Origin of the sequence: Pseudomonas sp. GV071, from assembly GCF_003050835.1 — a bacterium.
Lineage (GTDB): Bacteria > Pseudomonadota > Gammaproteobacteria > Pseudomonadales > Pseudomonadaceae > Aquipseudomonas.
On the sequence record NZ_QAOJ01000013.1, the window covers coordinates 114481 to 128572 of the forward strand.

The window sequence follows — 14092 nt, forward strand, 5'->3', positions numbered from 1 at the left end:
CTGCCGCTACCCTAGGCGGCGGAGAGTCGATTGGACAGTCGCTGCCTCATTTTGTTCGCAAGATGGGGGGGAGGAAAGTCCGGGCTCCATAGGGCGGAGTGCCAGGTAACGCCTGGGAGGCGCGAGCCTACGGAAAGTGCCACAGAAAATAACCGCCTAAGCGCTTCGGCGCCGGTAAGGGTGAAAAGGTGCGGTAAGAGCGCACCGCACGTCTGGTAACAGTTCGTGGCTAGGCAAACCCCACTCGGAGCAAGACCAAATAGGGTTCCATGGCGTGGCCCGCGTCGGAACCGGGTAGGTTGCTAAAGGTGTCCAGTGATGGCCATCGTAGAGGAATGACTGTCCTCGACAGAACCCGGCTTACAGATCGACTCTCCACCTCCTTCCCGCTGTTCGAGTTACCTCCTGTCGCTGCATTTCTAAGACCGAAAAAATCTTACTCTTAAGACTTTACTTTAAGTTCGTGGCGCAGCCCCTTGAACTCGCTTGGCTGCATCCGTCAAAACCTCGCTAAAACCCCCTGCCTGACCTGCAAAAGCTGCGCTAAATCACCGTCATATAAGGAATTTTCCCTATGAGCGCGCCTTGACGGTGGGGTGGCTGCGTTCCTATAGTGTGCCGGAGTGGTACAAAGTGGTACGAAGTGGGTTTTTTAGGCATGGATAGCTAGAAAAAAAGGGGAAGCGCAGTCGTGTTTCGTGGAGCTAACGCAATCAGTCTCGACGCCAAAGGGCGCCTCGCGATGCCAAGTCGGTATCGGGACGAGATCGTGTCGCGTTCGGCTGGCCAACTTATCGTCACGATTGATGCCATTGACCCCTGCCTCTGTGTCTACCCGCTGCCTGAGTGGGAAATCATTGAAAGCAAGCTCCGCGAGCTGCCGTCCCTGCGTGAGGAAACCCGTCGCCTGCAGCGTTTGCTGATCGGTAACGCGGTGGATATCGAGCTGGATAGCGCAGGTCGCTTCCTGGTGCCGCCGCGCTTGCGCGAGTACGCCAAGCTCGACAAGCACGCGATGCTGGTCGGGCAACTGAACAAATTTCAACTGTGGGACGAAAACGCTTGGAACGCGCTTGCTGATGCGGACCTTGCAGCCATTAAACAGCCGGGCGGTCTGCCGGACGAACTGCGTGATCTGATCCTGTGACAACTACCAATAGCAGTGGCTTTCGCCATATCACCGTATTGCTCGACGAAGCCGTAGAGGCTCTCGCCGTGCGTCCGGATGGCTGCTATCTGGATGGCACGTTCGGCCGTGGCGGGCATAGCCGGCTGATTCTTCAACAGTTGGGCCCAGACGGGCGGCTCCTCGGTTTCGACAAAGACCCTCTGGCGATTGCGACCGGAGAAGCGCTGGCGGCCGAAGACGGCCGCTTTGTCGTTGTGCAGCGCAGTTTTGCCGAGCTCGGCGAAGCGGTGGCCGAGCGCGGCGACAGCGGGAAGGTGTCCGGCATTCTGCTGGACCTCGGCGTTTCGTCGCCGCAGCTGGACGACGCCGCACGCGGCTTTAGCTTTATGAATGACGGCCCGCTGGATATGCGCATGGACCCAAGCCGTGGCGTCAGCGCCGCGCAGTTCATCGCCACCGCGCCAGAAGAAGAGATTGCCCGCGTCTTTAAAGAATACGGCGAAGAGCGTTTCGCCAAGCGTATGGCCCGTGCCGTCGTACAGCGCCGCGAAATCACTCCGTTCGAACGCACCGCCGACCTGGCTGAAGTATTAAAAGTCGCCAACCCTGCCTGGGAAAAGGGCAAGAACCCGGCTACTCGCGCGTTTCAGGGTTTGCGCATTCACGTGAACAACGAGCTGGCCGACCTCGAGCGTGGCCTGCAAGCCGCCATGGACGCTCTCGAAATCGGTGGCCGCCTGGTGGTGATCAGCTTCCATTCCCTGGAAGACCGCATCGTCAAACTGTTTATGCGTCGCCTGGAAAAGGGCGAGGCGGACAAACTGCCGCGCAACCTGCCCGTGCGGGTCGAGCGCTTTGAACCGCTGATCAAGACCATCGGCAAGGCGCAGTTTCCCTCAGATGCTGAGCAATCGGCCAACCCGCGCTCGCGCAGTGCTGTTATGCGTGTGGCGGAGAAATTGCGTTGAGCCGGGCATTCGCCAAGCCGTTGCCGGCCGGCAGCACCTTGCTGCTGATTCTGTTCGTCGCCGTTTTAGTCTCAGCCATTGCCGTGTCCTACAGCGCGCACTGGAACCGTCAGTTGCTCAATGCCCTCTACGGCGAACTCAGCGTGCGCGACAAAGCGCAGGCCGAGTGGGGCCGCCTGATTCTTGAGCAAAGCACCTGGACTGCCCACAGCCGCATCGAAACCCTAGCCAGCGAACAGCTGAAAATGCGCATCCCCGAACCTGCCGAAGTGCGGATGGTGGCGCCATGATGAAGCTCGAAGGCGCACTCTATCCATGGCGCTTCCGCGTGGTGCTCGGTCTGCTCGGCGTGATGGTCGCGGCGATCTGCTGGCGCATCATCGACTTGCAAGTGCTCGACCACGCCTTCCTGCAAGGCCAGGGCGATGCCCGCAGTGTGCGCCATGTGCCGATCCCCGCGCACCGTGGCCTGATCACCGACCGTAATGGCGAGCCACTGGCCGTCAGTACTCCGGTCACTACCTTGTGGGCCAACGGTAAAGAGCTGCAAGCCGGCAAAGATCGCTGGCCGGCGCTGGCCGCTGCGCTCGGGCAGGAACCCAAGGCTTTCGCCGCCAGGTTGGAGGAGAATGCCGGGCGCGAATTTATGTACCTGGTGCGGGGGCTGACCCCGGAACAGGGCCAATCAGTGCTCGACCTCAAAGTGCCAGGCGTCTACTCCATCGAGGAGTTTCGTCGTTTCTACCCGGCCGGCGAAGTGACCGCGCATGTGGTCGGCTTCACCGATATCGATGACCACGGCCGTGAGGGCGTGGAATTGGCGTTTGACCAGTGGCTGTCCGGTGTTCCGGGCAAGCGCGAAGTGTTGAAAGACCGCCGCGGCCGTCTGATCAAAGACGTGCAAGTGACCCGCAACGCCAAGGCCGGCAAAGCTTTGGCGCTGTCCATCGACCTGCGTCTGCAATACCTGGCGCACCGCGAACTGCGCAACGTGGTTACCGAGTTCGGCGCCAAGGGAGCCAGCCTGGTGATGCTCGATGTGAAGACCGGCGAAGTGCTGGCGATGGTCAACCAGCCCACTTACAACCCCAACAATCGTCGCAACCTGCAACCGGCGATGATGCGCAACCGCGCCATGATCGACGTGTTTGAACCAGGCTCCACGGTGAAACCGTTCTCCATGAGTGCCGCGCTGGAAAGCGGGCGCTGGAAACCGACCGACACCGTCGACGTGTACCCCGGCACCCTGCAGATCGGCAAATACACCATCCGCGACGTTTCCAAGAATGAAGGCGTGCTGGACCTGACCGGCATCCTGATCAAGTCGAGTAACGTCGGTATCAGCAAGATCGCTTTCGATATCGGCGCCGAGCCGATTTACAACGTCATGCAGCAGGTCGGTCTGGGTCAGGACACTGGCTTGGGTTTCCCCGGCGAGCGCGTCGGCAACCTGCCGAACCACCGTATCTGGCCGAAAGCCGAGACCGCGACCCTGGCCTACGGCTACGGCTTGTCGGTGACCGCTATTCAGTTGGCCCACGCCTATGCCGTGCTGGCCAACAACGGCCGCAGCATTCCGATGACCATGACCCGCGCCGATGGCCGCACCCAGGATGGCGTGCAGGTGATTCCGGAAGCCACCGCGAAAACCATCCAAGGCATGTTGCAGCAAGTCGTTGAAGCGCCTACCGGAGTATTCCGCGCCAAGGTGCCGGCGTACCACGTGGGTGGCAAATCGGGTACTGCCCGTAAAGCCACCGTGGGCACCAAGGGCTACACCGCCAATGCCTACCGCTCGCTGTTCGCCGGTTTCGCGCCGATCAGCAACCCGCGTATCGCCATGGTCGTGGTCGTAGACGAGCCAAGCACCGGCGCCTACTTCGGCGGCCTGATTTCGGCACCGGTATTCGGCAAAGTCATGGCCGGCGCCTTGCGCCTGATGAACATTGCCCCCGACAACCTGACCCCGGCTGACGTTGCGCCTGCCGTGGCGCTCTCTATTCCACGGGAGTTAGCGCGCTAATGCCAATGCCACTGAACCAACTGCTGCCACAAGCCGAAAGCTCGGTACTGATCCGTGAGCTGACCCTGGACAGCCGTAAAGTGCGTCCGGGCGACCTGTTCCTCGCCGTGCCTGGCGGTCAGCAGGACGGCCGTGTGCACATTGCCGATGCGATTGCCCGTGGGGCTGCCGCTGTCGCTTACGAAGCCGAAGGCGCGCAGAACATCGACGCGCAAGGCGCTGAGCTGGTGCCGCTGAAAAACCTGGCGGGCCAACTGTCGGCGATTGCCGGCCGCTTCTATGGAGAGCCGAGCCGTGGCCTGCATCTGGTCGGCGTTACCGGCACCAATGGCAAAACCAGCATCAGCCAGTTGATCGCTCAGGCCCTCGACCATTTTGGCGAGCGCTGCGGCATCGTCGGCACCCTTGGCACCGGTTTCCACAATGAGCTGGAACAGGGCCGCCATACCACGCCTGACCCGATCGGCGTGCAAGCAGTGTTGGCCAATCTCAAACAAGCCGGCGCTCGCGCGGTGGCCATGGAAGTGTCTTCCCACGGTCTGGACCAAGGCCGCGTTGCTGCTCTGGCCTTCGATGTGGCGGTTTTCACCAACCTGTCGCGCGATCACCTCGACTACCACGGCTCCATGCAGGCCTACGGCGAAGCCAAGGCCAAGCTGTTCCGCTGGCCGAGTCTGCGTTGCCGGGTGCTGAATCTGGACGATGAGTTCGGCCGCCAGCTGGCCGCCGAACACCATGAGTCGCGCCTGATCACTTACAGCCTCGAAGACCGCAACGCCTACCTGTATTGCAGCGAAGCGGTGTTCGACGACCATGGCGTGCGCGCCAAGCTGGTCACCCCGAAAGGCGAGGGTAGCCTGCGCAGCTCGTTGCTCGGCCGCTTCAACCTGAGCAACCTGCTCGGCGTGGTCGGTGCCTTGCTCGGCCTCGACTACCCGCTGGACGAAATTCTCAAAGTGCTGCCGCAGCTGGAAGGCCCGGCTGGCCGTATGCAACGTCTGGGTGGCGGTGCCAAACCGCTGGTGGTGGTCGACTACGCCCACACCCCGGATGCACTGGAAAAAGTTCTTACTGCCTTGCGCCCACATGCCACCGGCAAACTGCTGTGCCTGTTCGGCTGTGGCGGTGACCGTGATCGTGGTAAGCGTCCGCTGATGGCCGAGGTGGTTGAACGTCTGGCTGACGGCGTGATGGTCACCGACGACAACCCGCGTACTGAATCGCCGGAGCAGATCTTTGCCGATATCCGTGTTGGCCTGAAGGCGCCGGAAAAAGCGCAGTTCGTGTTTGGTCGCGGTCAAGCTATCGCGCAATTGATCGCCTCTGCCAATGCGGCGGACGTCATCGTGCTGGCCGGCAAAGGCCATGAGGACTACCAGGAAATCAATGGCGAACGTCAACCGTTCTCCGACCTGCACCAAGCCACCAACGCCCTGAACGCGTGGGAGGCGTCCCATGTTTAAAGCCTTGCGCCTGAGCGAAGTGGTCAACGCCCTCAACGGCTGCCTGGTCGGTGCCGATGCCACCTTCAGCGCCGTGAGCACTGACAGCCGCGCGATCCAGCCCGGTCAACTGTTCATCGCACTGACCGGTCCACGCTTCGACGGCCACAGCTACCTGCAGGAAGTCACGCAGAAAGGCGCGGTTGCCGCCTTGGTTGAGCGTGAAACCGTGGGTGTGAGTATTCCGCAGCTGGTGGTGGCCGATACTCGCCAAGCGCTCGGCCAACTGGCGGCGCTGAATCGTCGGGCCTACACCGGCCCGCTGGCCGCCATTACCGGCTCCAGCGGCAAGACCACGGTCAAGGAAATGCTCGCCAGCATCCTGCGTGCCGCCAGCACCGGTCCGGTACTGGCCACCCGTGGCAACCTGAACAATGACCTTGGTGTGCCGCTGACTCTGCTTGAGTTGGGCGCGGACCACCAAGGCGCCGTGATCGAGCTGGGCGCCAACCGCGTTGGCGAGATCGCCTACACCGTCAGCCTGGCCAAACCCCAGGTGGCGATACTGAACAATGCCGGCACCGCCCATATTGGCGAGTTCGGCGGCGCGGACAAAATCGTCGAGGCCAAAGGCGAAATTATCGACGGTCTGAGTGCCAACGGCACCGCCGTACTCAACCTGGATGACAAGGCCTTTGGCATCTGGAAGACCCGCGCTGGCAATCGCAAGGTGCTGAACTTTGCCCTGAGCAACAGCGACGCCGATTTCTATGCCACCGACCTCGGCCGCGATGCCCGTGGCTGCCCATCGTTCACCCTGAATAGCGAGCAGGGGTCGGCCCGTGTGCAACTGAACCTGCTGGGTAATCACAACGTCGCCAATGCTTTGGCGTCAGCGGCGGCGGCCTCGGCCCTGGGTGTGCCGTTGGTCAGTATCAAAGCCGGCCTGGAAAACGTACAACCGGTCAAAGGCCGCGCCGTAGCGCAGTTGGCGACCAATGGCGCGCGGGTCATCGACGATACCTACAACGCCAACCCGACTTCGATGTGCGCCGCCATTGATATACTCGCCGCCTTCGAAGGCCGGACCGTTCTGGTCCTCGGTGACATAGGCGAGCTGGGCGAGTGGGCCGAACAAGGCCACCGCGATGTCGGCGCCTACGCCGCCGGAAAAGTCGATGCTCTTTACGCCGTCGGCCCGAACATGGCACACGCAGTCGCCGCGTTCGGCGCCCAGGGCCAGCACTTTGCCGATCAGGCCAGCCTGATCGCGGCCGTCAGTGCCGAGCCCGGCACCACCACCATTCTAATTAAAGGCTCGCGCAGCGCGGCGATGGAAAACGTCGTCGCGGCTTTGTGCGGCACCCAGGGGAGTCATTAAATGCTGCTGCTGTTGGCCGAGTATCTGCAACAGTTCTACAAGGGCTTCGCGGTCTTTCAATACCTGACCCTGCGTGGGATTCTCGGTGTGTTGACCGCCTTGTCGCTGTCGCTGTGGCTGGGCCCCTGGATGATTCGTACCCTGCAGATCCGCCAGATCGGCCAGTCCGTGCGCAACGATGGTCCGCAATCGCACCTGAGCAAATCCGGCACGCCGACCATGGGTGGCGCGCTGATTCTGTCCGCCATCGCCATCAGCACCTTGCTCTGGGCCGATCTCGCCAACCGCTACGTGTGGGTGGTGTTGCTGGTCACCCTGCTGTTTGGCGGCATCGGCTGGGTCGATGACTACCGCAAGGTGATCGAAAAGAATTCGAAAGGCTTGCCGAGCCGCTGGAAGTATTTCTGGCAGTCGGTGTTTGGTCTGGGCGCTGCCGTCTTCCTGTTCGTGACGGCGCCAAGCGCGGTTGAAACCACCCTGATCATCCCCGTGTTTAAAGACGCCAGCATCGCCCTGGGCGTCGGCTTCGTGGTGCTGACCTACTTCGTCATCGTCGGCTCGAGCAACGCGGTGAACCTGACTGACGGCCTCGACGGCCTGGCGATCATGCCGACGGTGATGGTCGGCGGCGCGCTGGGCATCTTTTGCTACCTGTCGGGCAACATCAAATTCGCTGACTACCTGTTGATTCCCTACGTGCCAGGCGCCGGTGAGCTGATCGTGTTCTGTTCGGCGCTGGTCGGCGCGGGCCTGGGGTTCCTCTGGTTTAACACCTACCCGGCACAAGTATTCATGGGTGACGTCGGCGCGCTGGCGCTGGGCGCTGCACTGGGCACCATCGCGGTGATCGTCCGCCAGGAAATCGTGCTGTTCATCATGGGCGGTGTGTTCGTGATGGAAACCCTGTCCGTGGTGATCCAGGTAGCTTCGTTCAAGCTCACTGGCAAGCGCGTGTTCCGCATGGCGCCGATCCATCACCACTTTGAACTGAAAGGCTGGCCCGAGCCGCGCGTGATCGTGCGCTTCTGGATCATCACCGTGATTCTGGTGTTGATCGGCCTCGCCACTCTGAAACTGCGTTAAGGACCAAGGAACCCAATGAGCCTGATCGCTTCTGACCACTTCCGCATCGTTGTCGGCCTCGGCAAGAGCGGCATGTCCCTGGTGCGCTTCCTCGCGCGCCAGGGCATCCGTTTTGCTGTGGCCGACACGCGCGAGAACCCGCCGGAGCTGGCCGCCATTCGCGCCCAGTACCCGCAGGTGGAAGTGCGTTGTGGCGAACTGGACGTGGAGTTCCTCTGCCGCGCCGACGAGCTCTACGTGAGTCCTGGCCTGGCCCTGGCCACTCCCGCGCTGCAGGCCGCTGCCGCGCGTGGGGTGAAGCTGCTCGGCGACATCGAATTGTTTGCCCGCCACGCCAAGGCGCCGATCGTGGCCATCACCGGTTCCAACGCGAAAAGCACCGTCACCACCCTGGTGGGCGAGATGGCGGAGGCGGCCGGCAAACGTGTGGCCGTTGGCGGCAATCTCGGTACCCCGGCGCTGGATCTGCTCAACGACGACGTTGAGCTGTACGTGATCGAACTGTCGAGTTTCCAACTGGAAACCACCGACCAGTTGAACGCCGAAGTGGCTACCGTGCTGAACATCAGCGAAGACCACATGGACCGCTACAGCGGCCTGCCGGCGTATCACCTGGCCAAGCACCGGGTCTTCCGTGGCGCGCGGCAGGTGGTGGTGAATCGTCAGGACGGCCTGTCGCGTCCGCTGATTGGCGACAGCACGCCGTGCTGGACCTTCGGCCTGAACAAGCCCGACTTCAAAGGCTTCGGCCTGCTGGAAGAGCAGGGCGAAAAATACCTGGCCTTCCAGTTCGACACGCTGATGCCGGCCCGTGAACTGAAAGTGCGCGGCGCCCATAACCAGGCCAATGCCCTGGCTGCCTTGGCCCTCGGCCATGCGGTGGGCCTGCCGTTTGAACCGATGCTGCAAGCGCTGCGCAACTTCACCGGCCTGGCGCACCGTTGCCAGTGGCTGCGTGAGCGTAACGGCGTGAGCTATTACGACGACTCCAAAGCCACCAACGTCGGCGCTGCTCTGGCCGCCATCGAAGGCCTGGGTGCGGATATCGAAGGCAAGCTGCTGCTGGTGGCGGGCGGCGACGGCAAGGGAGCCGACTTCTCGGCCCTGCGCGCGCCGGTTGCCGCTCACTGCCGCGCGGTGATTCTGCTCGGCCGCGATGCGCCGCTGCTGGCCGAGGTATTGGCCGACACCGGCGTGCCGCTGATTCGCGTGCAGACGTTGGACGAGTCGGTGATCAAGGCCGCCGAACTGGCACAAAGCGGCGATGCCGTGTTGCTGTCGCCGGCCTGCGCCAGCCTGGACATGTTCAAGAATTTCGAAGAGCGCGGGCGTCTGTTCGCCCACGCGGTAGGGGGGCTGAACTGATGCTCGCCCGTCTGCTCAGCGTTCTGCGCCCGTACCCGTCGCCCCTGTTCAGTCGGCGTGGCATCGACCTCGACTTCCCGATGCTGGCGGGGTGCCTGGCGCTGCTCGGCCTGGGCCTGGTGATGATCACCTCGGCGTCCTCGGAAGTGGCCGCGGTGCAGACCGGCAACCCGTTCTACCACATGATCCGCCACCTTATTTATATGGCCATCGGCCTGTGCGCCACCGGCCTGATGCTGGTGATTCCACTGTCCACCTGGCAGCGCATGGGCGGCACCTTGCTGGTGGCGGCCTTCGGTTTGCTGGTGCTGGTATTGGTGCCGGGCATTGGCCGCGAAGTGAACGGTTCGATGCGCTGGATCGGCTTCGGCGCCTTCAACGTACAGCCTTCGGAAATCGCCAAGGTGTTCGCCGTGATTTACCTGGCCGGCTACCTGGTACGCCGTCAGGAAGAAGTGCGCGAAAGCTGGATGGGCTTTTTCAAACCCTTCATCGTCCTGCTGCCCATGGCCGGTCTGCTGCTGATGGAGCCGGACTTCGGTGCCACCGTGGTGCTGATGGGCGCCGCCGCCGCCATGCTGTTCCTCGGTGGCGTGGGCCTGTTCCGCTTCTCGCTGATGGTCGCCCTGGCGGTTGCTGCGGTGTTCGTGCTGGTGCAAGCGCAGCCCTACCGGATGGCGCGTCTGGTGACCTTCACTGACCCGTGGGCCGACCAGTTCGGTTCCGGCTACCAGCTCACTCAGGCATTGATCGCTTTCGGTCGCGGGCAGTGGTTGGGCGTGGGCCTGGGCAACAGCATCCAGAAGCAGTTCTACCTGCCGGAAGCGCACACCGACTTCGTTTACTCGGTATTGGCCGAAGAGTTGGGCTTGTTCGGTTCGCTGGCCACCGTGGCGCTGTTCGTGTTCGTCAGCGTGCGCGCGCTGTACATCGGCCTGTGGGCCGAGAAAGCCAAGCAATTCTTTGCCGCCTATGTCGCCTATGGCCTGGCGTTCCTGTGGATTGGTCAATTCCTGATCAATATCGGCGTGAACGTCGGCCTGCTGCCGACCAAAGGGCTGACCTTGCCGTTCCTCAGTTACGGCGGCAGCTCGCTGGTGATCTGCTGCGCCTGCCTGGGCTTGCTCCTGCGTATCGAGTGGGAGCGCCGCACGATCCTGGGCAGCGAGGATGTCGATTTCGTCGAAAGCGATTTCGCCGAAGACCTGCCAAGCAGCAAAGCGTCCAAGGAGGTGGTCCATGGCCGCTAATGTTCTGATCATGGCCGGCGGTACCGGCGGCCACGTATTCCCGGCCCTGGCCTGCGCCCGTGAATTCCAGGCACGCGGTTACACCGTGCACTGGCTCGGCACGCCGCGCGGCATCGAAAACCAGTTGGTACCGGAAGCCGGTCTCGAACTGCACCTGATCAACGTCGCCGGCCTGCGTGGCAAAGGTTTCGTCAATCTGTTGAAGGCGCCGTTCAGTCTGCTGCGTTCGCTGTTCCAGGCGCGTCGTATCGTGCGCCAACTCAAGCCGGTGTGCGTGCTCGGCATGGGTGGTTATGTCACCGGCCCGGGTGGCCTGGCGGCGAAGATGGCAGGCGTCCCGTTGATCATTCACGAACAGAACGCTGTGGCCGGCACCGCCAACCGCAGCCTGGTGCGTTTCGCTACCCGGGTGTGCGAAGCCTTCCCGAATACCTTCAAGGCCTCGGCCAAGCGCCGCACCACCGGCAACCCGGTGCGCGAAGAGCTGTTCCTGGAAACTCCGCGGGACACCCTCAAGGGCCGTCGTCCGCGTTTGCTGATTCTCGGTGGCAGCCTGGGGGCTGAACCGTTGAACAAGTTGCTGCCTGAAGCGCTGCGTGAAGTGGCGGCGGAAATCCGTCCGGAAGTGGTGCACCAATCGGGCAAGAATCACGATGAAATCACCACGGACCGTTATCAGGCCGCTGGTGTCCAAGCGCACGTTGCGCCTTTTATCAAAGACATGGCCGGCGCGTATGCCTGGGCCGACCTGGTGGTGTGCCGCGCAGGCGCGCTGACCATCAGTGAACTGGCTGCTGCCGGTCTGCCGTCGATGCTGGTGCCGTTGCCGCACGCCATCGACGATCACCAGACCCGCAATGCCGATTATCTGGCTCGTGAAGGCGCTGCCTTCCTGCTGCCACAAGCGACTACTGGCGCCGCCGAACTGGCCGAGCGCCTGACCGAGGTTCTGATGCATCCCGAACGTTTGATTTACATGGCCAGCACCGCTCGCCGCCTGTCCAAGCCCGACGCGACGCGCACCGTAGTCGACATCTGCCTGGAGGTGGCCCGTGGTTGAGAGCCAGAAAGCGTTTCCGCAGCCTGAAATGCGCCGCATCCGTCGCATCCACTTTGTGGGTATTGGCGGTGCCGGTATGTGCGGCATCGCCGAGGTGTTGTTGAACCTTGGTTATGACGTCTCCGGTTCCGACATCAAGGGTTCGGCCGTCACCGAGCGCCTGCAGAATTTCGGCGCGCAAATTTTCATCGGTCACCGCGCCGAGAACGCCCAACACGCTGACGTGCTGGTGGTGTCCAGTGCCATCAACACCGCTAACCCGGAAGTGGCCAATGCCGTTGAACGGCGCATTCCGATCGTGCCGCGCGCCGAGATGTTGGCTGAGCTGATGCGCTATCGCCACGGCATCGCTGTTGCCGGTACCCATGGCAAAACCACCACTACGAGTTTGATTGCTTCGGTGTTTGCTGCCGCTGGCCTGGACCCGACCTTTGTCATCGGTGGCCGGCTGAACGCTGCCGGCACCAACGCCCAGCTCGGCACCAGCCGCTATCTGGTGGCCGAGGCGGACGAAAGCGACGCCAGCTTCCTGCACCTGCAGCCGATGGTGGCCGTGGTCACCAACATCGACATGGACCACATGAGCACCTACGAAGGTGACTTCAACAAGTTGAAGAAAACCTTCGTCGAGTTCCTCCACAACCTGCCGTTCTACGGCCTGGCCGTGGTGTGCATCGATGACCCGGTGGTGCGCGAAATTCTGCCCCAGGTGAAACGCCCAAGCATGACCTACGGCCTGAGCGAAGACGCTGACGTGCGCGCCATCAACCTGCGCCAGAACGGCATGCAAACCTACTTCACCGTGCTGCGCGCTGGCCGCGAGCCGTTGGATGTGTCGGTGAACATGCCGGGTAACCACAACGTGCTGAACGCCTTGGCGACCATTGCCATTGCCACCGACGAGGGCCTGAGTGACGAAGCCATCGTTCAGGGCCTGTCGTGCTTCCAGGGCGTCGGTCGACGCTTCCAGGTGTACGGCGAGCTGCCGGTTGAGGGCGGCCACGTGATGCTGGTGGACGACTACGGTCACCACCCGCGCGAAGTGGCAGCGGTGATCAAGGCCGTCCGTGGTGGCTGGCCGGAGCGTCGCCTGGTGATGGTTTACCAGCCGCACCGCTACAGCCGTACCCGCGATCTGTACGACGACTTCGTGCAGGTATTGGCCGACGCCAATGTGCTGCTGCTGATGGAAGTGTACCCAGCCGGCGAGGAGCCGATTCCGGGCGCCGACAGCCGCCAGTTGTGCCACAGCATCCGTCAGCGCGGCCAGCTGGACCCTATCTATATCGAGCGCGGCACTGAGCTGGCGCCGATCGTCAAACCGTTGCTGCGCGCCGGCGACATCCTCCTGTGCCAAGGCGCCGGGGATATCGGTGGCCTGGCGCCGCAGTTGTTGCAGAGTCCGTTGTTTGCCGGCGCGGTTGTCGCCGGTGGGAGTAAGAAATGAGTGGCTTGTTGAACGCCAATCTGGCCCCTGAAGCCTTTGGTCGTGTTGCCGTGTTGTTCGGCGGCAAGAGCGCCGAGCGTCCTGTGTCGCTGAAGTCCGGCGCTGCCGTACTGGAAGCGCTGCAAGCGGCTGGCGTGGATGCATTCGGCATCGATGTCGGCGATGACTTCTTGCAGCGTCTGGTCAGCGAGAAGATCGACCGCGCCTTTATCGTCCTCCACGGTCGTGGCGGCGAAGACGGCAGCATGCAAGGCCTGCTGGAGTGCGTGGGCATTCCGTACACCGGCAGCCGCGTGCTGGCCTCGGCCCTGGCGATGGACAAGCTGCGCACCAAACAAGTTTGGCAGAGCCTGGGCCTGTCCACCCCGCGGCACGCGGTGTTGGCTAGCGTCGAAGACTGCCGGTCGGCCGCCACGGAACTGGGTTTCCCGCTGATCGTCAAACCGGCCCATGAAGGTTCCAGTATCGGCATGGCCAAAGTGAACAGCGTCGACGAACTGATCAGCGCCTGGCGTGACGCCAGCGGCTACGACTCGCAGGTATTGGTCGAACAATGGATTTCCGGTCCCGAGTTCACCGTCGCCGTATTGCGTGGCGAAGTGCTGCCGCCGATTGGCCTGGGTACCCCGCACACCTTCTACGATTACGACGCCAAGTACCTGGCCAATGACACCCAGTACCGCATCCCCTGCGGCCTGGATGCGGCCAAGGAACAAGAGCTCAAAGACCTCACCGCACGTGCCTGTGAAGCTGTGGGTATCCAGGGCTGGGCGCGTGCCGACGTGATGCAGGACAAAGACGGCAAGTTCTGGTTGCTGGAGGTCAATACCGTTCCCGGCATGACCGATCATAGTCTGGTGCCAATGGCCGCTCGCGCAGCAGGGCTGGATTTCCAGCAGCTGGTCGTGGCGATTCTTTCCGACAGCGTTGAGGCCCGAGGTTAA

The 14092-nt window shown here is 62.5% G+C and carries 12 protein-coding genes and 1 other RNA gene; all 13 read left to right on the forward strand.

All coding sequences use genetic code 11. The features are described 5' to 3' along the window. The first annotated feature begins 22 nt into the window (after positions 1-22). Positions 23-379, forward strand: an RNA gene (gene rnpB / locus C8K61_RS22330) — RNase P RNA component class A. A 312-nt stretch (positions 380-691) separates the two neighbouring features. Next, positions 692-1147 carry a division/cell wall cluster transcriptional repressor MraZ gene (mraZ, locus tag C8K61_RS22335; RefSeq protein ID WP_108098505.1) on the forward strand — a complete coding sequence of 152 codons (456 nt, stop codon included), beginning with the start codon at positions 692-694 and terminating at the stop codon, positions 1145-1147. Next, the gene (gene rsmH / locus C8K61_RS22340; RefSeq protein WP_108098506.1) at positions 1144-2097 is read left to right on the forward strand and encodes a 16S rRNA (cytosine(1402)-N(4))-methyltransferase RsmH; all 954 of its coding nucleotides are present in this window, start codon (positions 1144-1146) and stop codon (positions 2095-2097) included. The genes mraZ and rsmH overlap by 4 nt, the downstream gene beginning before the upstream one ends. Beyond that, positions 2094-2387: a cell division protein FtsL gene (gene ftsL, locus C8K61_RS22345; RefSeq protein ID WP_108098507.1), complete on the forward strand. Its 294-nt coding sequence runs from the start codon at positions 2094-2096 to the stop codon at positions 2385-2387. The genes rsmH and ftsL overlap by 4 nt, the downstream gene beginning before the upstream one ends. Then, entirely contained in the window at positions 2384-4120 is a 1737-nt protein-coding gene (locus C8K61_RS22350; protein WP_371920018.1) for a peptidoglycan D,D-transpeptidase FtsI family protein, read from the forward strand. Before ftsL ends, C8K61_RS22350 begins: the two co-directional genes overlap by 4 nt. Further along, the gene (locus C8K61_RS22355; protein WP_108098509.1) at positions 4120-5583 is read left to right on the forward strand and encodes a UDP-N-acetylmuramoyl-L-alanyl-D-glutamate--2,6-diaminopimelate ligase; all 1464 of its coding nucleotides are present in this window, start codon (positions 4120-4122) and stop codon (positions 5581-5583) included. The genes C8K61_RS22350 and C8K61_RS22355 overlap by 1 nt, the downstream gene beginning before the upstream one ends. Next, a complete protein-coding gene (murF, locus tag C8K61_RS22360; RefSeq protein ID WP_108098510.1) occupies positions 5576-6943 on the forward strand; it encodes a UDP-N-acetylmuramoyl-tripeptide--D-alanyl-D-alanine ligase in 1368 nt (455 codons plus the stop codon). The genes C8K61_RS22355 and murF overlap by 8 nt, the downstream gene beginning before the upstream one ends. Further along, complete coding sequence (mraY, locus tag C8K61_RS22365; RefSeq protein ID WP_108098511.1) at positions 6944-8026, forward strand: phospho-N-acetylmuramoyl-pentapeptide-transferase; 1083 nt, start codon at positions 6944-6946, stop codon at positions 8024-8026. Between the two features lie 15 nt (positions 8027-8041). Beyond that, on the forward strand, positions 8042-9391 hold the full coding sequence (gene murD / locus C8K61_RS22370; protein ID WP_108098512.1) for a UDP-N-acetylmuramoyl-L-alanine--D-glutamate ligase: 1350 nt from the start codon (positions 8042-8044) through the stop codon (positions 9389-9391). 11 nt (positions 9392-9402) lie between these two features. After that, entirely contained in the window at positions 9403-10641 is a 1239-nt protein-coding gene (ftsW, locus tag C8K61_RS22375) for a putative lipid II flippase FtsW (protein WP_178086496.1), read from the forward strand. Next, on the forward strand, positions 10631-11701 hold the full coding sequence (murG, locus tag C8K61_RS22380) for an undecaprenyldiphospho-muramoylpentapeptide beta-N-acetylglucosaminyltransferase (RefSeq protein WP_108098514.1): 1071 nt from the start codon (positions 10631-10633) through the stop codon (positions 11699-11701). Before ftsW ends, murG begins: the two co-directional genes overlap by 11 nt. Positions 11702-11729: 28 nt before the next feature. Then, positions 11730-13148, forward strand: coding sequence for a UDP-N-acetylmuramate--L-alanine ligase (gene murC / locus C8K61_RS22385; protein WP_178086492.1), 1419 nt, complete (start codon positions 11730-11732; stop codon positions 13146-13148). Continuing rightward, positions 13145-14092, forward strand: a complete 948-nt coding sequence (locus C8K61_RS22390) for a D-alanine--D-alanine ligase (protein WP_108098516.1) — start codon at positions 13145-13147, stop codon at positions 14090-14092. The genes murC and C8K61_RS22390 overlap by 4 nt, the downstream gene beginning before the upstream one ends.